Below are 21965 nucleotides of genomic sequence, written 5' to 3'. Positions count from 1 at the left end.
AGTAGCAAGCAAATAGCGATCGTACTTAACGCATTTTAATCTTTTATTGAGGGAGTAGGAAGGTAAGTCGTAAGTCGTAAGTCGTAAGTTGTAAGTCACTGACAACTGACAACTGATAACTGATAACTGGTCGCCAATCGAGCTTACAATAGACCTATTCGGACGCGATCGCCCTTGAGTAGCGCCGGAAAAGTCCTGTTCTAGTTTAGATAGCTGCGCAGGAAGAACTGCAAGCCAAGTATGGCAAAAGGTACGTTTGCTAAATCAATTACCGTTTAGCGCTTATGAATGACAACATCGATACATCAGACGCAAACCTCGACAAGGTAAAACTTTCTATTCATTTAGATTCGGAACTCGTCGATCAAATTCAGCATTTAACTAACGATCCGAGTAAAGTGATAGAAGTCGCTATCCGTCAATGGTTGCGCGGTGAAACGCAGCGAGATGATGAACTAACCCGTACGATCCCTCGTATACCCGTACCACCGCGAGGTGAGTGGAACGATTAACAGGTTTCATCTGACTTGGTAAACGCTTTCTTGACTAGAGTGCTTGGTAAATTGTTGGCGACACCAAGCAAAATTCCCAATCTATCAGGTTTTGTGCCAAACTCGAAGCAAATGTTTGTCGAGTCATTCGACTTGCGCTGTGTCGAACTATCTTTAGTAATGAGTGCTAATACAGATTCCCACCAGCCAGCTTTCACATCTTCATTCGAGTCATTTGGTATGAATTCCAACGGCTCTCTATCATCTCTAGGAGCTGAATTAGCTTGCGTGCAGGATAGCTTGGGTTGCTATCTTGACTTTTCATGGCAACAAGCCGATAGTGTAGGTTTGCAGCAAGAGCGGATTGTAGGACAATCTTTAGAACAGACATTTGGACCTTTAGAGCCAACTCCCTACTTAAGACGGGTGCAAAGGATTTTGGAAAGTCTCGTTCCCGAACGCTGTCATTGTGTATTTCGCTACGGACAAAAATTGTTTGGATTTGAGTTGGCAATTAGCCCAATTTTACCCGCAACGGGATCGGCTACTTCTGTTTTAGTCATGGGGCGACACTTAGAAGAAATAGACAACGAAGTGGTAGCCGATGTCTATTCGGAATTGGCGACTACCGCAATGGGATCGCTCGGTTCAGTTTCGTCTAAAAAGCTTCTCAGTCAAATTGCGCGTAACATTCGCCGCACTTTAGATCTAAATACAATCTGGCAGCAAACTGTAGAAAGTTTGGGTCAAGCCTTGGGTGTCAGTCATTGTATTATCTGCTCGTATAGACCGGAAGATCTCCATTTACAAGTGGTAGCTGAGTATCGCCAAATGGCAGTGCGATCGATGCTGGGTCAATCAATTGATATCATGCACGAACCAGGTTATTGTCAGGCTTTAGAGACTCTTGCACCTGTGGCGATCGAGAAGACAGAAAATCTCCAGTTTCAACAATCAATCTTACTATTAGCAACGGTCGATCGCGATAAGCCCAACGGCTTAATTTGCTTGCAGCATTGCGAACGCAGCCTTCAACCACAGACTCACAGTAGTTCGATGTTGCATCCGATCCCTCACTTACGCCAGTGGACGACGGAAGAAATCGAGTTAGTCCGAGATTTAGCCGATCAAATTGGTACGGCGATCGCCCATGCTACTCTATACAGGCAGCTAGAAGAAGCTCGCCAACAAGCAGAAGAAGCCTCTCGCCTCAAAAGCGAATTTCTTGCTAACACTTCCCACGAACTCCGCACACCGCTGAATGGAATGCTGGGATTTTTAAAGTTAGTGCTGGAGGGGATGGCAGACGATCCTGAAGAACAGGAAGAATTTATCCAAGAAGCTTATCGCTCCGGCTTGCACCTGCTCAATATCATCAACGACATTCTAGATATTGCCAAAATTGAAGCAGGCAAAATGGATTTGGAGTTAGGTCAAGTTAGACTCAACGAACTATTTAGCGATCTCGAAGACTTTACCAGAACCCAAGCCGAGCAGAAAAATTTAAATTTGCAAATCCAATTACCACCTACGGCAGACGAAATAATTGTCTTAGGGAATTACCAAAGGCTATTGCAAGTGATGCTAAATTTGGTTGGTAATGCGATCAAATTCACCCATGAAGGCGGAGTCACCATTAGTGCGGATATCACCCGGAAAAAAACCATTTTTCAAAATCAAGTCCTACCGGGAATGGTGAAAGTTCGCGTTGCCGATACGGGCATTGGTGTTTCTTTAGATAAACAAGATAAACTATTTCAATCCTTTAGCCAAGTAGACGGCTCTCGCACGCGACAGTACGGCGGTACTGGTCTGGGATTGACTATTTCCCAAAAACTAGTGGAAGCTATGGGGGGAACAGTCAATTTTTATAGTATGGGCGAGGGACTCGGTTCCACAGTCACCTTCACCGTCCCTTTGTATCAAGAGCCGTTGATGGTATTAGGACTGGGAGATGGAGAATAGAAATACAAACACGCATCACGCGCCACGTACCACGCACTACTCACTCGGACTACACTGTAAAAGGTGAAGTCACAACAGTGCTATGACAGAGCAAACAAGTGCGCGAGACTTATTCAAGACGGCTTATGAAAACCGCTATACCTGGGATGAAAACTTTCCTGGTTACAGTGCAGACGTGCAATTGACGCAAGGTAATGAAGTCTACACGGGGAGAATTCGGATTAATCGCGATTTGAGCGTAGAAGTTACAGGCATAGAAGACGAAAAAGTACAAGAAAGCGTTTACACGCAGCTGCGAGATATTGTTACTCACCGCAAGCGATCGCAATTCGAGCAGTCTCACGGCAAAAATGAGTTTAGCCTCGGTAAACTCGATGACAGTGGCGCAGTGGAAATCCTGGTCAAAGGCGATGCTATGGGTTCTAACTATAAAGTGCGCGGTACGGAAATTTGCCAAGTCAGCCGCGTTATGGGTCGCATGGCTTTTGTTATCGACACCCACGATAGCTTAGATACAGGCGGGGGTTACGTAGCTAGTCGCTACGATGCGGTGTTCCGCAATCCCCAAACTAACGAAGTCATCAAGGTATTAAAGTTTCAAGACTTTTACGAAAAATTTGGTGACTATTACGTCATGACCAAGCAAATCGTAGAAGACTATCAGCAACAAGAACGGATTAAAACCGAGTTCAACTTCTCTAACATCAAATTACTAGAACCTGTAGCTGTTTAGGTGTATGGCGCGTGGTGTGTGGTGCGTGGTGCGTGAAAAGAGTTAAATTCTTCCCTACTCCCAGCTCCCAGCTCGTCCCTGCTCTCTCGGAAAAGCTAGGATCGTTTTAGCAAGTTTGTTAAATAAAGGTCTAATTCTATGGAACTTACAACAGATAATGTAGAAACAGTTTTGGATGAAATGCGCCCCTATCTGATCTCAGATGGTGGCAACGTAGAACTAGTCGAACTCGACGGTCCAATCGTGCGGTTGCGGTTACAAGGAGCTTGTGGTTCTTGCCCTAGTTCTACCATGACTCTGAGAATGGGAATCGAGCGCCGTTTGCGGGAAATGATCCCCGAAATCGCTGAAGTCGAACAAGTGATTTAAGGGAGCAGGGAGCAGGGACGAGCAGGGAGCAGAGAGAGTGTGACCAGTGAAGAGTGAGTCGATTTGTAGTAAGTAATGACTTACGAATATCCAACTTACAACTTAAGGCTTCTCCCTTGTCTTCCTTGTCCTCCTTGTCTCCTTCGTCTCTCCGTCCTACTCTAACCCCTAGTCCCTAGCCTATGTCTCATCCTTTATACGTTGCATTCGTCTGGCATCAGCACCAACCACTGTATAAAAGTCGCGATCGCAGTTCTACTTCTACATCCAATCAGTATCGCTTGCCGTGGGTCAGGTTGCACGGGACAAAAGACTATCTGGATTTGGTGTTAATTCTAGAGCGTTATCCTAAGTTACATCAAACGGTTAACCTCGTTCCTTCTCTGATTCTGCAACTAGAAGATTACATTGCTGGGACTGCTTTCGATCCCTATCTCACAGTTAGCTTGACACCTACAGAGCAACTGCAAAGGGAGCAGCAACAATTTATTATTGCTAACTTTTTTGATGCCAACCATCATACCCTGATCGATCCCCACCCCCGTTATGCAGAGTTGTACCATCAACGGCAGGAACGCGGTGCGGCTTGGTGTTTGGACAATTGGCAGAAGGAAGATTACGGCGATTTACTGGCTTGGCATAATTTAGTTTGGATCGATCCAATTTTTTGGGATGAACCCGAAATTGCTCAATGGTTGCAGCAAGGTCGGGGTTTTACTTTAAGCGATCGCCAGCGGATTTATTCTAAACAAAGGGAAATTATCAGTCGGATTGTCCCCCAACATCGCCACATGCAAAAAACGGGGCAACTAGAAGTTACTACCTCGCCTTACACTCATCCAATTCTGCCTTTACTTGCCGATACTAACTCCGGTCGGGTTGCCGTACCGAATATGAATCTGCCTAACTACCGCTTCCAATGGGCAGAAGATATTCCGCGTCACTTGCAAAAAGCATGGGAGTTATACGAAGACCGCTTTGGACAAATACCCAGGGGATTGTGGCCTTCCGAACAGTCTGTCAGTCCTGAAATTCTTCCCTATATTATCAAGCAAGGATTTAATTGGATTGTTTCGGATGAAGCTGTTTTAGGGTGGACGCTCAAGCACTTTTTCCACCGCGACGGGGCGGGAAATGTCATCGAACCAGAATTGTTATACCGTCCCTATCGCTTGCAGACAGCAGCAGGAGATTTATCTATTGTCTTTCGCGATCATAGATTGTCAGATTTAATTGGCTTTACGTATGGGTCGATGCCACCCAAACGCGCCGCAGCAGATTTGGTAGGGCATTTAGAGTCGATCGCCCATCAGCTCAAACAGCACCAAGAAGGCGATCGGACTAGCTTAGAACAACCTTGGCTCGTCACGATCGCCCTAGACGGAGAAAACTGCTGGGAATACTATCCTCAAGATGGCAAACCCTTCTTAGAAAACTTATATCAAACTCTCAGCAACCATCCTCATATCAAACTCGTCACCGTCTCGGAATTTATCGATGCTTTTCCCCCAACTGCAACAATTCCAGGTGAGAAATTACACAGCGGTTCCTGGGTAGATGGCAGCTTTACCACTTGGATTGGCGACCCGGCAAAAAATCGAGCTTGGGACTTGCTAGCAGCAGCGAGAGAGGTATTGGCACAGCATCCGGAGGCGACAGAAGAGAATAACCCCGAAGTTTGGGAAGCTTTATACGCCGCCGAAGGGTCTGATTGGTTTTGGTGGTTTGGTGAAGGTCATTCCTCCAATCACGATGCTATCTTCGACCAGTTATTTCGAGAGCATTTGTGTGGCATTTATCAAGCCTTAAATCAACCCGTTCCTCCAGTGCTGTTGCGTCCGGTAGAAATTCATGCCGCTCCAGCCGACCATCGCCCCCAAAGCTTCATTCACCCTAATATTGATGGCATGGGCGACGAGCAAGACTGGGACAAAGCCGGACGCTTAGAAGTTGGTGGAGCGCGGGGAACGATGCATCAAAGCAGCACGGTACAGCGCATTTGGTACGGGGTAGATCACCTAAATTTCTATCTCAGATTAGATTTCAAAATAGGGGCAAAGCCGGGTCAGGACTTGCCGCCAGAACTCAATTTACTCTGGTTCTATCCCGATCGCACCATGCATAACAGCCCCGCACCTTTGGTAGACTTGCCAGAGCAAGCGCCAATGAACTATATGTTTCACCATCGCTTGGAAGTTAATTTACTTACGCAATCGGTTCACTTTCAAGAGGCGGGAGAACACTATCAATGGCATCCCCGCGCCAGTCGCGCTCAAGTAGCGCTAGAGCGGTGTCTAGAAGTAGCAGTTCCTTGGGCTGATTTGCAAATGCCACCAGACTTTCCCTTGCGCTTGGTTTTGGTCTTGGCAGACGAGGGTAGATTCCAGCAGTATTTGCCTGAGAATGCTCTGATTCCGATTGAAGTACCGTAGAGAAGAGAGAGTCGCGGAGCTGAGGGAGCTGAGGGAGCTGAGGGGGTAATTTAAATATAGTTTTTCTGGCTTCTGTACGGACGGGTTTTGAACGAAGATTTATTGTCAAAGCCCGTGGAGTTTTTGCTAAACCCGCCCCAACAAGTACGGGTGGGTTTTGAGCAAAGATTTATTGTCAAAGCTCGTGGAGTTTTTGCTAAACCCGCCCGTACGACTCCCATCGCCGATCGCACATACTCGCATTTGTATACCCTTGAAAATAAATTTTTGTAAATGTGTGCGTAACCTCTATACTGCTGGATGAAGTGGTGAGTATAGGTTGCTAACTAAAGCTTAGCAATACAACTTAAAAATTTAGAATTTGGAATTTGAAATTCGGAATGAGTTGAATGCTTTCAAGCCCATATAAGGCGTGAAAAAATTGGATTTTTCTGTTTTCAGCCCCGTAGATTTGTCTGTGGGGTTTGTCATTCATAGTTCTACGACTATAATTCTAAATTCTTTTGATCGGAGTTTGCTGAGCTATTACTGTAACTTGAATTAAACAATCGGAGGTAAATAAAACCTATGTCTGATATGAAATCACAAAATTTAAATTCGTCAATTCCTTTTTTCGCTCGCTTTCTAGAAGGGCAATTCGGAGCAGAACTCTCAGAAACAGAAATGGCATCTGTGAGTGGTGGTAGCGAATATGTAACGCTAGCGTATCCATCTGACGTTGACGTTGACGGTGGGAATAAAGGTTATGAATTCCCCTCGATCGATGTACCCAAGATGCCATCTATGCCTGAGTTTCCGAAATTCCCATCCATCTCGGATTATTACAAAGAATAATTTGTAAGTCATAATTCGTAAGTCGTAATTCGTAATTTATTAACTCTAAGTACAAGCACTTAGCTTAGTGATAGAAAATAATTATCTAGTAATGATGTAGAGAGTAACAGCTACGAATTACGAGTTGGCGATCGCAAATTGGAGTATAACGATATGACAGTTTTGATCGTGACTCATAGTCGAGATCATGAGGGTATTTCCTTAGTTATGAATGCGATCGCAGCTCAAGGTGGAAAGGCATTTCGCTTTGATACCGATCGCTTTCCGACGCAGACACAGTTAGAGGTTTATTTCGGACTGGGAACAGAACGGTTCGTGCTGATTGATGGCGCAAACCAACTCAATTTACAAGATGTATCCGCAGTTTGGTATCGGCGCATTCGCATGGGTGCAAGGATTCCGACAACGATGGATACTCAACTACGCCAAGCCTCAGTTCAAGAGTCGCAAGCTACGATTCTGGGGGCGATCGCTAGTCTCAATATTTTTCATCTCGATTCTGTATCTGATATTCGCCGTGCAGAACACAAGCAATTACAATTACAAATTGCGCGATCGCTCGGTTTAGAAACTCCGCGTACTCTAATTACAAACAATCCCCAAGCAGTGTTGGAATTTGCGCGAGAGTGCAGTTCGGGTATGGTGACGAAAATGCTCACTGCTTTTGCAATTTACGATCGAGGACAAGAGCAAGTTGTTTTCACTAATCCAGTCAAGCCCGAGGATTTAGAAAATTTAGAGGGATTGCGCTTTTGTCCGATGTGCTTTCAAGAAAACATTCCTAAAGCGTTGGAACTGAGGACAACGATTGTCGGACAGCACGTATTTACAGCTGCTATTGACTCTCAGATTTCGCCTGAAGCGCGTCATGACTGGCGGCGACAAGGATTGACTTTGATTGATGCTTGGCAACCCTACAGTCTTCCTCAAGAACTTGCTGTAAAATTGCGACAGATGATGACATATTTTCAGTTAAACTATGGAGCATTCGATCTCATTTTGACTCCAGACGGGCGTTATATATTTTTAGAAATTAACCCTATAGGGGAATTTTATTGGCTGGAAAAACACGCGGGTTTACCAATTTCGCAAGCGATCGCAGATATCCTCATAAAAAGCTCTCCTTTTTAAGGCAATGATGTTTACGTAAAAAGCCCCCCTTTTTAAGGAGGGTTGGGGGGATTTTCTTTACTTGGTAAGCAAGATTCTGAGAATACAAAAGCCCCCTCAAAAACTGAAAACAAAAGGTATTAGGGAAATCTTCTAGCGATAATCTGAAGTCTGAATTTGCCGCAAACGTGCCGCATTTCTCATATCAAATTCTGGACGACAGAAGCGATTAATTTGCTTTTCAAAAAACTCGCGATTTGCTTGCAAATGTTTTGGATTTGGATCGTCTAATGGATACAACAATGCAGTCCTCAACGCTTGAATAACCGCAGAAGTTACGCAGTACATCGATCGCTGGAATGTAATACCCAATTGTACCAAAATATCATCTTCGCCTCGACAGTGCTGCTGATAATAATCTCGAAGATATTGAGGCAAGAAATGATACATATCTTGTGCTAACAACGTAGGTGGAATACCAGCCGTACCTACAGGAAATTTATCTGCATATAAAACGCCATAGTGGAAATCTTTTTGATCGGTAGGAATTTGTCCGGCTTGGGCATTATATGATTTCGTTCCACGGAAAGGAGAGGTGCGGTAGAAAACAGCTTCGACATAAGGTAACGCCGCTTCGTAAAGCCAGGTAAACCCTTTTGATTTAGGAATAATTTCGTAGCGTTCGCCGCGAATATAAACGTGGTGGTAAATTGGACGACCCGCGATCGCAAAAATTCCATTCACCAAGAAATTCATCGCGTCGGGGACTCCCTTAAATCCACCTTCATCGTAAATATCAGACATCTCGAAGAAGACTGGAGCCATCACCTCCCAGAATAAGCCCAGATTGGCGTAATAAGAAGCCTGACGGCACTGTTCTAAAAACATTTCTGGGAACAGTTTATACAGCCCCAGCATGGCTGGATTGTACTTGAAATAAGCTTTAATGGCGCGATCGGCGTTGGCTTTGTATTCATCTGAATCGAGATAGGCATCGAACTTGCCATAACCCATATCTCTACCGTGCCATAGCATCGCCCGCATACATTCTTCGGCAAATTCCATGTTGATGCGATCGTGGAACCAGTGATGCAACAATCTAGGCATCTTGCGGGTTTCACCTTCTTCCATAAAGGCAAGTAGTTCGGGATGCGCTGTGGCTGGTCCCCGCCAAATCCGCAAATCAGCATCGTCGCCTGCATAATGATTGTGCAGGTCTAAATACTCTTGGGGAATGAAGTATTTAAAGAAAGGTAGCGGATCGAGAAAGACTCGTTCGCCAATATAAAGTAAGTCGCGCCAGTAGAAATCCATCGGTACGGCATAAGCCTTGTAAATACCGATAATTTGCATCAGGTTTTCTGGTGTATCTGGTAGCATCGCCCCACCTGCTTCTAAGCGATGGATGATATCGGCAAATTCATGCTTGGATGGGGGCAGTTTCGCTGTAGATTTTTCTTGAGCAAGTACCATGATGGGAGTGAGTAGTGAGTAGTGGGGATTTGTAGGGGCGGGTTCACCAAGATACTTCACTCATAACAGAGATGTCCGGTGAACCCGCCCGTACAGAAGTCGTAGGGAATCGTAGGGGCGCACAGCCGTGCGCCCTTTCCTAATTTTTAATCGCAATTTGCTGTGTAGTGTTGACGCGGACGGAAGCAACCATAGCCGTAGTAGTGGTCTCACTCCAACGTACTAACCAAGTAGGTTGAATGCCCAAAAATAGGATCAGTGCCGTGAGGACGAGGGCGGGAACTTTTTCCGACCAGGTGACGACGGGATAGTAAGCTGTCTTGTTGTCTAGCTTGCCGAAGCAAGTCCGGTTGAGCAAAATCACAAAATATACCGCTGTTAACCCCGTACATAGAACGCAAACGAGGGTAGGTAAGGGAAATCTAGCGTAGCTGCCTTGCAGGACTAAAAATTCGGCAATAAAACCAGTCATGCCTGGAATTCCCGCGCTTGCCATGCCCCCCATTACTAGCAGGGCGCTAATGTATGGTAATCCGCGAATTGGACTCATCAATCCATTCAAGACATCGAGTTCGCGAGTCCCAACTTTGGCTTCAACGACACCAATCAAATTAAATAGAATTGCCAAAATTAGACCGTGAGCAACCATTTGCGCCACTGCGCCGACCGTACTCAACTCAGTAGCAGCAGCCGCAGCCAGCATGACATAACCCATGTGTCCGATCGAACTATAGGCAACCATGCGCTTGATGTCTTTTTGAGCGATCGCCGTTACCGCACCGTATACTGCGCTAATTGCGCCGATAATTGCTAATCCAGGTGCGACAATCGCCCAAGTTTCGGGAAATAATCCTAAACCAAATCGGATAATTCCATAAGTTCCTAACTTTGCCAGGATTCCCCCCAACATAATTGCTACGGGTGGAGAAGCCTCCGTGTAAGCATCGGGTAACCAAGTATGTAGGGGAACCAGAGGAATCTTGATGCCAAATCCAACTAACAGGATGGTGAGGAGGATCAGTTGCGCTTGTAGAGGTAATCCTTGGGTGGCGATCGCGTTGTAATCGAAACTAGAAGATCCTGTCAGCCAAGTAATCCCCAAAAAGCCAGCTAGAATCAAAATTCCTGAAACTGCCGTGTAGATCAAAAACTTCATCGCAGCGTAGCCGCGCTTTGCCGTTCCACCCCAGATTGCGATCAACAGATAAAAAGGAATCAGCTCGACTTCGTAAAATAGAACGAACAACAGCAAGTTTTGCGCTAGGAATCCACCCACCACCCCAGCATAGATCAGCAGTAACAAAGCGTAGTACAGCCGAGGACGGGTAATATTTTCGCTACTACTATAAATTGCAATCCAAGTCAATACCCCCGCTAAGGCGACTAGAGGGATAGACAAACCATCTGCCCCCAAGCTGTAGCTCAACCCCAGGGTATCGATCCAAGGCAACAGTTCGGAAAATTGCATCCCAGCTAGGGAGATGTCAAATTGACTCAGCAGTACCAGCGTCCAAATAATCATGCCAGTGGCGATCGCCAAAGCCAGCGATCGGGCGCGATTGCCTTGCATTGGTATAAATCCAATGCAAGCAGCACCGACGACAGGTATCCAGATCAAAGCACTCAGCATAACGATTTTGAAATTGGTAGTTGGTAGTTGGTAATTGGTAATGGGTAATTGGTCGCTAGTGCTTTACAAATGACTAATGACCAATTACCAATGACTTTTAGAATGAAAAACTGAGTTCCATATGGGATAGGAGGGGCCAGCCGACGATCGTGCCTAGCAAACAAACGCCTAGCAAGATGGTTAAGGCGTAGAATTGCGATTGTCCAGAAGTGCTGTATTTTAGGGTTTCGCCTCCGAAAATCGAGACTAAGCCAACTAAATTTACAATCCCATCAACTAAGTAGCGATCGATCAGAGCAATGAGGCGAGAAACTACGGCTACTCCAAATACAATCGTTACCCGATACAAGTTAGCTGTATAGAGGTCGTAGGCGAAAAAGTCTTGCAGTGGTTTCCAAGGTAGCGTGACTGGTTTTGGAACCAAGGGTGAGAGGTAAACTACAGATGAGATACTGCACCCAAAAATCGTAGACCAAATTAATAACAAAGCTACATCTTTGTTGATGTATGCCCATTCTGGCAGTAACGATAAGCTTTGCAATACTAAAGGAGCGTGCATGACAAAGCCCATTAAGATTGTCATTGGCAACATCATGGGCCAATGAACTTCAGGCGATCGCACGGTCATTGGCTTGGGTTTATTGCCAAACATGAGACAAAATACCCTGGTGACGCTGAAAGCTGTCAGCGCATTCGTGACTAAGATAACTCCGACTAGCAAAGGCTGAGTTGTCCACAGTCTATCTGCGATTTGCAGCAATGCCCAAAATCCGCCCAAGGGTGGAAAAGCCACTAATCCGCCTGCACCAACAATAAAGGCAATAGCTGAAATCGGTCGGCGCGACCACAAACCTCCATAAAGACGGAGATCCTGAGTAATGCTATTCCAGACCACACCACCCGTACTCATGACGAGCAGTGAAATTGCTACGGCATGGGTAAACACTAACAGTAGTGCGGCTTGAGTTTGTCCCGTACCTACAGCCACAAATACCAAACCCATGAAGGCACTGACAGAATATGACAAAGCGCGCTTGACATCAACTTGAGCGATGACAATCAAAGAAGCACCTACGGCTGTCACCGCACCGATGAATGTGGCAAAAGATAGGGCGAAAGGCGACAGTGCCAGGACTGGCTGAAGTTTCACGAGTACCCAAGCACCTGTTGCTACAACTACGGAATTACGCAAAATCGTTGCTGGTACGGGACCTTCCATTGCCTCGTCCAGCCATAAGTGCAGTGGAAATACGGCACATTTACCCATTGGACCGGCAATCAGAGCCAAGCACACTAACGTTATTGCTGTAGGGTTGACGTTAGCTGTTTGCACCCACCGTGCAAGTTCTGAGAAATCCCAAGTTCCAGCGAGGGGATATAGGGCAAGTACCCCCATCAATAGAAACAAATCGCCTACCCGTTTGGTCAAAAAAGCGTCTCTTGCTCCGGTGACTACCAATGGCTGACTGAACCAGAAGCCTAGTAACAAATAAGTACACAGGGTGAGAATTTCTAGAATAAAGTAGCTGAAGAACAGGGAGTTACATAGTACTAAGGCGCACATCCCGGCTTCAAACAGCGCCATCATGACGTGGAAACGCGCCCACCCCCAGTCCATTTCTAAATAGCCGATCGCAAAGACGATCGCCAGCACGTTTAAGCCTGTAACTAAAGCGATCGCACCTACCGTAAGTGAAGAGACTTCTACGGCGATCGTAAAGTCAAAATTGGCTACGTGCAACCAGGAAAAATATAAGTATTGAGCTGGTTTGTTCCAAGATGCGCTCAGGGCAATTAAAGCATGGGTGAAAGCAATAGCAGTCGTTACCAAGTTAATATATGCTGCTGGGCGGGGTCCCGTGCGTCGAATAATTCCAGGCGACCAAGGAATAGTCGATACTGCCCCTATCAGGGCATAAATAGGAACTAACCAGATGGTTTGGAGGAAGGTGTCAGCCATCGGTATAAATACTCACTGCGTAAAACAACTCAAACTCTGAATACATCGAATCTGCTTGGAAAAGCTATGGGTGTAGCTGAGAATATGTAAACCAAGCAGATTTATGATTATTTAATTTTTCAATTAATCAAAGCTTACACTTATATGGATTACAAAGAACTAATTTCTCTAATAAACTATGCGATAAGTTAGATAAATTTTTCTTATAAAGGGAAAATCATTGAGAATAACTATGCTTAAAATTGATTTCTGTTGATGGTTTGAAAGCGTACATTGAAATTGCTAATGGTTAGTATCGAGATCTACCGATTAGCAGAACGAGTGAGATCGCTTGCAGACGAAATTACAGAAGACGGGAATTAGAAATTAGAAATAAGAGTATTTTTACCTAAATAAAAATCCCAAATAAAAAACCTCCAAAATAAAAACCTCAAGTTCACAACACTTGAGGCAAATAAAAAAGTATTACCAAGGATACAGAATTTACAGACGGAGACACATGATACACATTCTTGTGAGAGCGTGTAACGGTAATTTTTGATTTGCTTGTTGGCAATAGCTATAGTTGTCAGTCTTGTCAGGCTGTTCTCAATGGATGGTTTCACATCCCTCTAAAGACTGTAAAGCAGGGGAAACGATAAAAACCCTACACCAGTACCAGCACTGCCAACAATTAAGTTGTACGGTCAATCAAACACTCGCGAGTTTGAGGCAACCATTTTCTACCCTGACATCGTTCTCCTTCGGGCGAAAATTAGCAGACTAAACAGCAAAATTTCTGCTCTGGTTGAACAACATTAGCGGTTTGTTCGCTAATAGTTTGTACTTTTAATTATGGACGATGCCATACAATTCTGTATAGCTTAAAACAATTTTTTAAGATTTTATTTCCGAATTCCGACTTCCGTAGTTTGTTTCCCCGTAGGAGTATTCCAAATTCTTTGTTGGTGTTGCTGGCGGTTAAACTGCTGCTGTGCGGAAGTAAGTAGTGCATATTCAATTGGCGATCGCATATCCCACTGTAATTGAGCTAGCAGTAGTAAATTACAACTCATGACCGCACCAGTTGTGAGAAACTGCCAACCGCCGACGTAAGATAAGAAACCAACGCTCAAAAAGTGAAGACATCCAGCCAAGCATAAAGCACGCGATCGCAAACCAATCCCCGTAAACAAATAACCAATTGCACTCAAACTCAACCACATCGGGCATAAGTGGATTAAAATCTCACCCCAACCGAGAAATATCCCCAAATCGGTTAAAACCACACCCGTTAGTACTAAAATTGCCCAACCACAGACGACCCAACGCAGACGTTCTACTCCTGCCCAAAACCAAGTTAGACTCATCATGGCGATCGCGCCAACTATAGTCAAGCTCGACCACCAAATTGCTTGTATTGTCCAACTAATCGGTAAAAACTGTGCTGTGGCAAACATAACGCCAACAATGACAGCCCAAATAACAAACACTTGGTCTACTCGTGTATAAATTCCTGAGTAAAGTGTAATGCGATCGATTTTCCAATTAATTCGCCATAAACCTTGTAAATCTTGAATATCTAACTCTTCTTGCTTTTCTTTGAGCAATGGCTGCGCTAAGCTACTCAGATTCATTTATATTTTGCTACTAGTTATTTTTACAATTCGTAACTCCCTCTATTGATAGATTATTTCATAAATTTTACAAAATGACACAAATCGTAAGAAGCACGATGGATAGCGAACTGAGTGATGTTAGGCAACCTAAAGTTATTTTTCTCGATGCTGTCGGGACAATGTTTGGAGTTAAAGGCAGTGTTGGTGCAGTGTACGCTCAGATCGCACAACAATTTGGCGTTACCGTACCAGCAGATCGTGTCAACAGTGCTTTCTATCAAAGTTTCAAAACTGCACCACTACCTGTATTTCCTGGCAAGCAGCCAGAGGAAATTCCTCAATGTGAATTTGAATGGTGGAAAGCGATCGCGCGAAATACTTTTCAAAAAGCTGAATGTTTAGATAGTTTTACCGATTTTTCTGGCTATTTCAGCCAACTGTACGTACATTTTTCCACAGCAAAACCGTGGGTACTTTATCCCGACGTGCTACAAGCATTGCAGTCTTGGCAGAAATTAGGCATTGAGTTAGGGGTGTTATCTAATTTTGATTCGCGCTTGCATTCGGTTTTACAAGCTTTGGATTTATCCAAGTTTTTCACTTCCGTAACAATTTCTACCGAAGTTGGTGCGGCTAAACCCGATCCACAAATTTTTGCTGCTGCTTTAGACAAACATCAATGTTCGGCAAATTTGGCTTGGCACGTAGGCGACAGCTTACAAGAAGATTATCATGGTGCAAAAGCGGCTGGACTGCGGGCAGTTTGGTTGCAAAGATGATGGAAAAGTCAAAAGTCAAAAGTCAAAATTCACTCACTCTCAACGAATAGTGATAAAACTCTTCATCTCTGGTATATCCGAGTGATTCATATAAAGCTTGTGCTGAGATATTAGAAATTTGTGTGGCGAGAGTCATTCTGATTGCTCCAGTTTCTTGAGCATACTGCTTTGCTCCTGCCAGCAATAATTTGGCAATCCCTTTTCTACGATGCGTTGCGACGACGAATAGATCGTTCAAAATCCAAATTCGTTGCATCGATACTGAGGAAAAACTGGGGTAAAGCTGAGTAAATCCGACGATTTTTCCATCGCTTGCAACAAAGATGACAGAATCGTGTTTTTGCAATCGTTCTTGCAGAAAAATCTTTGCAGTTGCCAAGTCCGATGCTTGTCCGTAAAAAACGCGATATTGGTCAAATAGTATAGCTAGCGGTTCAAGATACTCGATTTTAGCCTGAAAAACTTCCATAGTCTGCTTGGAGTTTGCTCTATTCCCAGATTACCAGGCTAAGTTGGTAATAGCAGAGGTATAGAAATCAGGCTTAAGTACGCTTGTACTATAATGGTAGGCAGGTATATTTTCACTTACAGCTCGAACGGAGTCGATCGCCTCTGAATCCAGCTTGAGGTAACACCACCAAGGATAGCGTTATGAGCGAAACATTAACTAGCGCCACAGCAACCAGCGAAACAGCGACTCATACCAAAAGTCAGCTATATAAAAAGATCTTAGCCGTACAAAAGAATTTGCAACCTTTAGAAAAAACTGGTTGGAACGACTTTCAGAAATATAGCTACACCACTGCTGGCGATGTTCTTCTACCAGTACACAAAGCCTGTAGCGAACAAGGATTAATTGCGATCGCCGATTGTATTGAATCTCACATCGAGCCGGGACGAGCTTCAGTCGTCGTCCGCTTAACAATTGTAGATACAGAAACAGGTGAGTCTTTAAGTGTCAGCGCGCCAGGCTATGCCGAAGACTATTCGTGGAAAGATAGTCGTCCTACTGGCGATAAAGCTGTATATAAAGCGATTACAGGAGCCACAAAATACGCCGTCCGTTCTTGCTTTTGTCTTCCATCAGATGACGATCCAGAAAGGACACCACAAAGGCTCAATAATAGGCAGCCGATGAATCGATATGTCGTCAATTCTAGCAAAGTAGACTCGGTACTGCTGGAACAAACCACAGCAGAATTAAAGCGTGTCGGTTGGTCGAGTACCCAAGGACGGCTATACTTACAAGATAAATTTGGCAAATCTAGCCGTCAGCAGCTCAGCCAGCAGGAACTACAACAATTTCTCAATCACCTCCGCTCCTTACCAGAACCAGAAGCCCAACCGATTCTGCAAGAAAGCTGATAATTATCTGCTTATGATGAGAGGTAATTGGTAGTTAGTCATTTGTGTAGAGTTTTTGACTTTTGACTTGCACGAGCGTTACCAATTACCCATGACCAATTGAATTAGGACACTTGAAAGGTGACTCTATCTCATTCAGCCGAAAAAAGTTCATCTGAAAATAACTTGTCCCAATCTAGATCGCGATCGCTCTTTAGTATTGGTGAAGATTTAGAGCGATTAAATGAAATCCTAGATGAAGCTGGCGACGACACCCAACAACAAGAACTCCTCAACGAATGGTTACAACAGTTAGGAACAGAACGCGATCGCAAGTTGGATGGATACGCGGCTTTGATCTCGGAAATACAAGCGCGTGCTGAGGCGAGAAAAGCAGAAGCGCAACGCCTAATGGAGTTAGTTAGAGCGGACGAAAGGCGATCGCAACTCTTAAAAGAGCGATTGAAATGGTTTTTTGAGTCGCAGCAACTCAAGACGATTGAAACCACTCGTTATCGGCTGTCTTTATCCAAAAATGGTGGTAAAGCCCCCTTAATCCTTAAACCAGATCTCTCACCGCAGCAACTCCCCGAACGGTTCACAACCACTTCAATCGAACCAAACACGAGTGCCATTCGCGCCGCCTTAGAAGCAGGAGAGAGTTTAGATTTTGCTTCCCTGGGCGATCGCGGTACGAGTATAAGAATTAAGTGACTAGTGGCTAGATAAAGAATCTAGCCACTCACCAACTACCAAAAAAAACTCTCCCGCAACAGCAGCTTTCACAGGGGGATAAGGCTGAGAATTGTTGCTGTGCAGGAGATCTTGAAAATTAATAGAGAGCGAGCTTTTGACTCGATCGCTGCGATTAAGGGGTAGCAGCAGGAGAAGGGGATTCAGCAGGAGAGGGGCTAGTACCAGTACCGCCACCACCACCAGCATCACCACAGGCTCCTAAAAAGCCGCCCAATAAGCTGAAAACTAAAGCTAAACCGATGAATTTTTTGTTCATAACTCCTCTTTCACCAAATGCGGTAAAAATGAACGAGCCGCTCCTGATCACGATACCGCATTTGTTGACTTTTTTTACACTACCGGAACTATAGCGGCTGAAGTTGACGGCTGATATACAGCCTGGACTGAGGGTTTTGACGATTGGTTGAATTTATTTACTTGCAGTACAGAGCTTCATTTATAAAGCTTATACTTCAAGCATGGATGCCATGCCCTCAAAATTAAAGTTTTATTTAAGTCGTTCCTGATGTCAAATATCTTCCCTCTCTGGACGTAACTTTGAGTGCGAGAAATTCAACAGTACTTTTATAACAGGAGACAGGAGACAGAATGTTTTCTGGCGACTTCTTCAGTGAATAAATTTCTTTAACAAAGTTGACGAGAGTATCTGTTAGAGAAAGTTGCCATTAGAATTGGGGTGTTCATCTGCCCAAAGTATGATGGCTAAGTATGATGGCTAAGGCTCCTAAAACTCGTGTTTCCAATCGCCAACGGCAAAAACCAGTGCCTGCTAATGCTAAGAGCGTCAGATCTTTGAATAGTTCGCGATCGGCTCCTGTATGGCTGACTAGCTTGCGCCACTTACAAAATCGCTGTGCGGCTGTGACTGCTCTATTAGTGACTGCATTACTTGTAGCTTATGGCTGGTCGGCGTACTCCCAAAGCTCATGGCAAGAAGCGCACAGTCAACTAGAAGACTTAAAAAAACAAGAACGGCAATTGATGCAAAAAAATGAAGTGCTAAAAAACGATTTAGCAACGCAAGCACAGCAACCAGAAACGGGACTCGTGTATCCTAGACCTGCTGAAGCGATCGCCCTAGAGCCTGCCAGCCAGACTAACAGAGCGCCAAAGCCAATTTCACCCGCACTTCAATCTCCTCGTTTGACTTCTTTGCCACTAGGTTATTAGACAGTTATCAGTTATCAGCGAACAGGGTGTGGGGTGTGGAGTGTAGGGTGTAGAGTTTATGTTATTCGCTCCCTCAGCTCCCGAGCGCTCCCTCAGTTCTCTTATCCCGACTCCCTACGGGCGGGTTTGGAAACCCGCCCCTACCGACTCCTGACTCGTACGCTCCCTGCTCCCTCACCACGCATTACTGAAAATGTCGATCTTTCCTTCTTCTGATGCCCGTCGTCAGCGTCGTACTGCTAAAAACCGCGATCGCAGCCAAGCAAATCGCCCTCAGCATCGCCAACGGCTGAAGCAACCTCGGACAGTAGAAAAGCCAGTTTCAAATCAGCAACAAAAGAGCAACCGCTTACCCTTATTTCGGCTGCTACTTGTATGGAGCGTCCTGATGGGGACTTGCGTAGCAATGGGAATAAAATTGTATCGGCTGCAAGTCATACACGCACCAAAATTGTTTGCACAAGCACGCAAACAGCAGTTGACAAGTATGCCTGGGTTTGTCATCCGTCGCCCAGTGGTAGATTGCAATCAAAATGTACTGGCGATGGATCGGTTGGTCTATCACTTATACGCTCGTCCCGGTCAATTTAATGTATCCAAAGAAAAACTTGCCGCTCGGCTAGCACCCCTGCTTCAGAGTTCTCCTGCTCAACTTGTCAAACGGTTCAATCAATCTAGCAATTCAATTCGCTTAACTTCTGTCGTACCTGAAGAAATGTTTCAACAGATCGATAGCTTGACAATTGATGGTAAGAAGGTTAGAGGTCTTGAGCTAGTTCCACAATTTTCGCGCTTCTATCCGCAACACACTCTCTTAGCAGACATAGTGGGATATGTCAATACGGATCGTGAAGGCAAGGCAGGGGTAGAAGCGAGTCACAATCAGCAACTAGAAAGCTTGGTCAAACCAATTCCATCGTTGTCCAGGGACGGAAATAACGAAATTATGAGTTATTCCGTTCCCGATAACTTTGCCGAGGTTGACGATACACGCTTGGAATTGACTGTAGATCTGCGCTTGCAGCGTGCAGCTCAAGCAGCTCTCAGTAAGCAGTTAAAAGCAGTGCAGGCGAAGCGGGGTAGCGTTATTGTCATGGATGCGCGAGACGGCAGCATTTTGGCAATGGTGGACGAACCATCTTACGATCCAAATGAATTTTACAAATTTGATTTTGAGTTGTTTCGGAATTGGGCAATCTCAGATTTATACGAACCAGGCTCGACATTTAAGCCATTGAATGTGGCGATCGCGCTGGAGCTAAAAGCAATTCATCCTAATGAAATCTTTCCCGATCCAGACACGATAAAAATAGGCGGAAGGATAATTAAAAATGCCGATCCAGAACCTTATAAAGAGCTTTCCGTCGCTGGTATCCTACAACATTCTAGTAATGTTGGAATGGTACAAATTGCACAACGCATTCCGCCAGCTACCTACTATGATTGGTTGAAAAAATTGGGGATAGGGCAATCTCTCGCTACAGATTTAGCTGCTGTCGCTCCCAGTCAAATCAAAAGTAAAAAGCAGTTTGTAACTTACCCAATTGAACCAGCTACCGCTTCATTTGGTCAAGGTTTTGCTCTTACGCCGATTAAACTCGTACAATTGCACGCTGCTTTAGCCAATGGCGGTAAACTCGTCACGCCTCATGTCGTTAGAGGACGCTTCGATTCCAATGGTCATCCTCAATGGCAACCGACCTTACCAACACCGCAGCAAGTGTTTTCTCCTTCTGTTGCGAAAACAGTACTAGAAATGATGGAGACTGTGGTTACACAAGGATCGGGGAAAAGTGTTCGGATTCCCGGTTATCGAATTGCGGGTAAAACGGGTACGGCTCAAAAAGCCAGTGCCAGAGGTGGCTACGATAGTACAGCCAAAATCACCAGTTTTGTGAGTATTCTGCCCGTAGATGCTCCGCGCTACGTTATTTTAGCAGTCATAGACGAACCGACCAAAGTACCTAAAGGTCAACTGATTCGCGGCTCCACCACAGCCGTTCCCGTAGTGAAATCTGTCATAGATGCCCTAATCTCTACGGAACGAATTCCACCGAATCAACCCACTCAAAGAATTCAGAATTCAGAAGTCGAAATTCAGAATTAATGTATATTGCTCCTTACTCCCTGCTCCCTGCTCTCTACTCCCTACTTCCTAATAACTGTTGAGTTGCTCTGCATTCTTGCCTAGAATAAAGCAAATCCAAGAATCACCTTGGCTAGCCTTTTTAGCTTCGTAGGAGTCACCATGAGCAATCGTCCGATCGTGCTAGGTATTGTTGGTGATAGTGCCGCTGGCAAAACAACTTTAACTAAAGGAATTGCTCAGGTGCTAGGTGAAGAAAATGTTACGGTAATTTGTACGGATGATTACCATCGTTACGATCGCGTCCAACGTAAAGAGCTAGGAATTACGGCATTACATCCCGACTGCAACTATCTAGATATTATGCAACAACACCTGTCTCTCTTGCGAACGGGACAGCCAATTCTCAAACCAATCTACAGCCACAATACGGGTACGTTTGAGCCACCACAGTACATTAAACCGAGTAAATTTGTCATTATTGAAGGCTTGCTCGGTTATTCTACGCGGGGTGCGAGAGACAGCTATGATGTTAAAGTCTATCTCGCTCCACCCGAATCGCTGCGGGCGACTTGGAAAGTTAAGCGCGACACCATGAAGCGCGGTTATACTCCAGAACAAGTCATGAGAGAATTACAAAAGCGCGAACCCGATTCTGAAGCTTTTATCCGTCCCCAGCGCCAGTGGTCTGATATTGTAGTCAGTTTCTATCCACCGCGCGAAGATGCAGAAGAGAGCAACAGTCATTTAAATGTCAGACTAGTCCTGCGTCCTACCATCCCCCATCCAGAGTTTACCGAAATCCTTCAATCAAATCGAGCTGACTATACCTCGCCAATTCGCCTAGAACTCGATCGCGACATGAGTAAGCCAGTCGATGTCCTCGAAATTGACGGTCATGCCACCAAGGAAGACGTAATTCACTTAGAACGAATGTTGTGTAGCGAAATTCCTTCCTTAATCCCATTTTGTAGTACGGATAGCAACCCCGATCTGGGTAAGTTAGTGGGAACAACCGGAGAAATCCTGCAAAGTTATCCACTTGCCTTAACTCAACTCCTAATTTCCTATCACATGCTCAAAGCCGCTCGGATTGTTTAGTGGTAATTGGTGGTTGGTAGTTGATAGTTGGTTGACGGTTGACGGTTAACTGATAACTGATTTCAATCGTGATTTTTTTAACTAATTGGGGATAACTAAAAGTATAGCGATCGGTAGTTGACAAAAGACTACCG

At 44.9% G+C, this 21965-nt stretch carries 21 protein-coding genes; 14 read left to right on the top strand and 7 right to left on the bottom strand.

The window, feature by feature from the left end; genetic code table 11:
* The first annotated feature begins 284 nt into the window (after positions 1–284).
* From H6G17_RS21195 to H6G17_RS21160, 8 genes are all read left to right on the top strand, one after another.
* Positions 285–512, top strand: a complete 228-nt coding sequence (locus tag H6G17_RS21195; protein ID WP_192160562.1) for a hypothetical protein — start codon at positions 285–287, stop codon at positions 510–512.
* A gap of 111 nt (positions 513–623) precedes the next feature.
* Positions 624–2456, top strand: coding sequence for an ATP-binding protein (locus tag H6G17_RS21190; RefSeq protein WP_199316894.1), 1833 nt, complete (start codon positions 624–626; stop codon positions 2454–2456).
* Positions 2457–2538: 82 nt separating this feature from the next.
* Positions 2539–3189: a DUF3386 domain-containing protein gene (locus H6G17_RS21185; protein ID WP_192160560.1), complete on the top strand. Its 651-nt coding sequence runs from the start codon at positions 2539–2541 to the stop codon at positions 3187–3189.
* Positions 3190–3327: 138 nt separating this feature from the next.
* Complete coding sequence (locus H6G17_RS21180) at positions 3328–3558, top strand: NifU family protein (protein WP_190955665.1); 231 nt, start codon at positions 3328–3330, stop codon at positions 3556–3558.
* A 182-nt stretch (positions 3559–3740) separates the two neighbouring features.
* Entirely contained in the window at positions 3741–5990 is a 2250-nt protein-coding gene (locus H6G17_RS21175; protein WP_192160558.1) for a glycoside hydrolase, read from the top strand.
* Between the two features lie 87 nt (positions 5991–6077).
* The gene (locus H6G17_RS21170) at positions 6078–6263 is read left to right on the top strand and encodes a hypothetical protein (RefSeq protein WP_192160556.1); all 186 of its coding nucleotides are present in this window, start codon (positions 6078–6080) and stop codon (positions 6261–6263) included.
* Positions 6264–6566: 303 nt separating this feature from the next.
* On the top strand, positions 6567–6824 hold the full coding sequence (locus H6G17_RS21165; protein ID WP_199316893.1) for a microviridin/marinostatin family tricyclic proteinase inhibitor: 258 nt from the start codon (positions 6567–6569) through the stop codon (positions 6822–6824).
* A 153-nt stretch (positions 6825–6977) separates the two neighbouring features.
* Positions 6978–7955: an MvdD family ATP-grasp ribosomal peptide maturase gene (locus H6G17_RS21160; protein WP_192160552.1), complete on the top strand. Its 978-nt coding sequence runs from the start codon at positions 6978–6980 to the stop codon at positions 7953–7955.
* 132 nt (positions 7956–8087) lie between these two features.
* Here H6G17_RS21160 and H6G17_RS21155 read toward each other — a convergent pair whose 3' ends face one another.
* The 4 genes from H6G17_RS21155 to H6G17_RS21140 form a co-directional block, all read right to left on the bottom strand.
* On the bottom strand, positions 8088–9407 hold the full coding sequence (locus H6G17_RS21155) for a CO2 hydration protein (RefSeq protein ID WP_192160550.1): 1320 nt from the start codon (positions 9405–9407) through the stop codon (positions 8088–8090).
* Positions 9408–9546: 139 nt separating this feature from the next.
* Entirely contained in the window at positions 9547–11037 is a 1491-nt protein-coding gene (locus tag H6G17_RS21150) for an NADH-quinone oxidoreductase subunit M (RefSeq protein ID WP_192160549.1), read from the bottom strand.
* 97 nt (positions 11038–11134) lie between these two features.
* The gene (locus H6G17_RS21145) at positions 11135–12997 is read right to left on the bottom strand and encodes an NAD(P)H-quinone oxidoreductase subunit F (protein ID WP_192160548.1); all 1863 of its coding nucleotides are present in this window, start codon (positions 12995–12997) and stop codon (positions 11135–11137) included.
* An 884-nt stretch (positions 12998–13881) separates the two neighbouring features.
* Positions 13882–14613, bottom strand: a complete 732-nt coding sequence (locus H6G17_RS21140) for a hypothetical protein (protein WP_192160547.1) — start codon at positions 14611–14613, stop codon at positions 13882–13884.
* A 74-nt stretch (positions 14614–14687) separates the two neighbouring features.
* Here H6G17_RS21140 and H6G17_RS21135 point away from each other — a divergent pair, with 74 nt between their 5' ends.
* On the top strand, positions 14688–15374 hold the full coding sequence (locus tag H6G17_RS21135; RefSeq protein WP_242038519.1) for an HAD family hydrolase: 687 nt from the start codon (positions 14688–14690) through the stop codon (positions 15372–15374).
* Between the two features lie 22 nt (positions 15375–15396).
* Here H6G17_RS21135 and H6G17_RS21130 read toward each other — a convergent pair whose 3' ends face one another.
* A complete protein-coding gene (locus H6G17_RS21130; protein WP_192160546.1) occupies positions 15397–15843 on the bottom strand; it encodes a GNAT family N-acetyltransferase in 447 nt (148 codons plus the stop codon).
* Positions 15844–16025: 182 nt separating this feature from the next.
* Here H6G17_RS21130 and H6G17_RS21125 point away from each other — a divergent pair, with 182 nt between their 5' ends.
* Both H6G17_RS21125 and H6G17_RS21120 read left to right on the top strand, forming a co-directional pair.
* Entirely contained in the window at positions 16026–16739 is a 714-nt protein-coding gene (locus H6G17_RS21125) for an ERF family protein (RefSeq protein ID WP_192160545.1), read from the top strand.
* 120 nt (positions 16740–16859) lie between these two features.
* Positions 16860–17432, top strand: coding sequence for a siphovirus Gp157 family protein (locus H6G17_RS21120; RefSeq protein WP_199316892.1), 573 nt, complete (start codon positions 16860–16862; stop codon positions 17430–17432).
* 154 nt (positions 17433–17586) lie between these two features.
* Here the strand turns inward: H6G17_RS21120 and H6G17_RS21115 are convergent, their stop codons facing one another.
* A complete protein-coding gene (locus H6G17_RS21115; RefSeq protein WP_015152161.1) occupies positions 17587–17730 on the bottom strand; it encodes a hypothetical protein in 144 nt (47 codons plus the stop codon).
* Positions 17731–18182: 452 nt separating this feature from the next.
* Between H6G17_RS21115 and H6G17_RS21110 the strand changes: the two genes are divergently transcribed.
* The 3 genes from H6G17_RS21110 (at position 18183) to H6G17_RS21100 (ending at position 21831) form a co-directional block, all read left to right on the top strand.
* Entirely contained in the window at positions 18183–18644 is a 462-nt protein-coding gene (locus tag H6G17_RS21110; RefSeq protein ID WP_192160544.1) for a hypothetical protein, read from the top strand.
* Between the two features lie 193 nt (positions 18645–18837).
* A complete protein-coding gene (locus tag H6G17_RS21105; protein WP_192160542.1) occupies positions 18838–20751 on the top strand; it encodes a penicillin-binding protein 2 in 1914 nt (637 codons plus the stop codon).
* A 141-nt stretch (positions 20752–20892) separates the two neighbouring features.
* Entirely contained in the window at positions 20893–21831 is a 939-nt protein-coding gene (locus tag H6G17_RS21100) for a phosphoribulokinase (protein WP_192160540.1), read from the top strand.
* Here the strand turns inward: H6G17_RS21100 and H6G17_RS21095 are convergent.
* Complete coding sequence (locus tag H6G17_RS21095) at positions 21809–21955, bottom strand: hypothetical protein (RefSeq protein ID WP_192160538.1); 147 nt, start codon at positions 21953–21955, stop codon at positions 21809–21811. The genes H6G17_RS21100 and H6G17_RS21095 overlap by 23 nt on opposite strands.
* Positions 21956–21965 lie beyond the last annotated feature (10 nt).

Origin of the sequence: Chroococcidiopsis sp. [FACHB-1243], from assembly GCF_014696895.1 — a bacterium.
Classification (GTDB): domain Bacteria; phylum Cyanobacteriota; class Cyanobacteriia; order Cyanobacteriales; family Chroococcidiopsidaceae; genus Chroococcidiopsis.
This window is presented reverse-complemented; position numbering and strand designations above follow the sequence as displayed.

Excerpts from the sequence above, each read along its gene's own strand:
- H6G17_RS21195 (WP_192160562.1), top strand. The coding sequence starts at position 285 with ATGAATGACAACATCGATACATCAGACGCAAACCTCGACAAGGTAAAA.
- H6G17_RS21190 (WP_199316894.1), top strand. The coding sequence starts at position 624 with ATGTTTGTCGAGTCATTCGACTTGCGCTGTGTCGAACTATCTTTAGTA.
- H6G17_RS21185 (WP_192160560.1), top strand. The coding sequence starts at position 2,539 with ATGACAGAGCAAACAAGTGCGCGAGACTTATTCAAGACGGCTTATGAA.
- H6G17_RS21180 (WP_190955665.1), top strand. The coding sequence starts at position 3,328 with ATGGAACTTACAACAGATAATGTAGAAACAGTTTTGGATGAAATGCGC.
- H6G17_RS21175 (WP_192160558.1), top strand. The coding sequence starts at position 3,741 with ATGTCTCATCCTTTATACGTTGCATTCGTCTGGCATCAGCACCAACCA.
- H6G17_RS21165 (WP_199316893.1), top strand. The coding sequence starts at position 6,567 with ATGAAATCACAAAATTTAAATTCGTCAATTCCTTTTTTCGCTCGCTTT.
- H6G17_RS21160 (WP_192160552.1), top strand. The coding sequence starts at position 6,978 with ATGACAGTTTTGATCGTGACTCATAGTCGAGATCATGAGGGTATTTCC.
- H6G17_RS21155 (WP_192160550.1), bottom strand. The coding sequence starts at position 9,407 with ATGGTACTTGCTCAAGAAAAATCTACAGCGAAACTGCCCCCATCCAAG.
- H6G17_RS21150 (WP_192160549.1), bottom strand. The coding sequence starts at position 11,037 with ATGCTGAGTGCTTTGATCTGGATACCTGTCGTCGGTGCTGCTTGCATT.
- H6G17_RS21145 (WP_192160548.1), bottom strand. The coding sequence starts at position 12,997 with ATGGCTGACACCTTCCTCCAAACCATCTGGTTAGTTCCTATTTATGCC.
- H6G17_RS21140 (WP_192160547.1), bottom strand. The coding sequence starts at position 14,613 with ATGAATCTGAGTAGCTTAGCGCAGCCATTGCTCAAAGAAAAGCAAGAA.
- H6G17_RS21135 (WP_242038519.1), top strand. The coding sequence starts at position 14,688 with ATGACACAAATCGTAAGAAGCACGATGGATAGCGAACTGAGTGATGTT.
- H6G17_RS21130 (WP_192160546.1), bottom strand. The coding sequence starts at position 15,843 with ATGGAAGTTTTTCAGGCTAAAATCGAGTATCTTGAACCGCTAGCTATA.
- H6G17_RS21125 (WP_192160545.1), top strand. The coding sequence starts at position 16,026 with ATGAGCGAAACATTAACTAGCGCCACAGCAACCAGCGAAACAGCGACT.
- H6G17_RS21115 (WP_015152161.1), bottom strand. The coding sequence starts at position 17,730 with ATGAACAAAAAATTCATCGGTTTAGCTTTAGTTTTCAGCTTATTGGGC.
- H6G17_RS21110 (WP_192160544.1), top strand. The coding sequence starts at position 18,183 with ATGATGGCTAAGGCTCCTAAAACTCGTGTTTCCAATCGCCAACGGCAA.
- H6G17_RS21105 (WP_192160542.1), top strand. The coding sequence starts at position 18,838 with ATGTCGATCTTTCCTTCTTCTGATGCCCGTCGTCAGCGTCGTACTGCT.
- H6G17_RS21100 (WP_192160540.1), top strand. The coding sequence starts at position 20,893 with ATGAGCAATCGTCCGATCGTGCTAGGTATTGTTGGTGATAGTGCCGCT.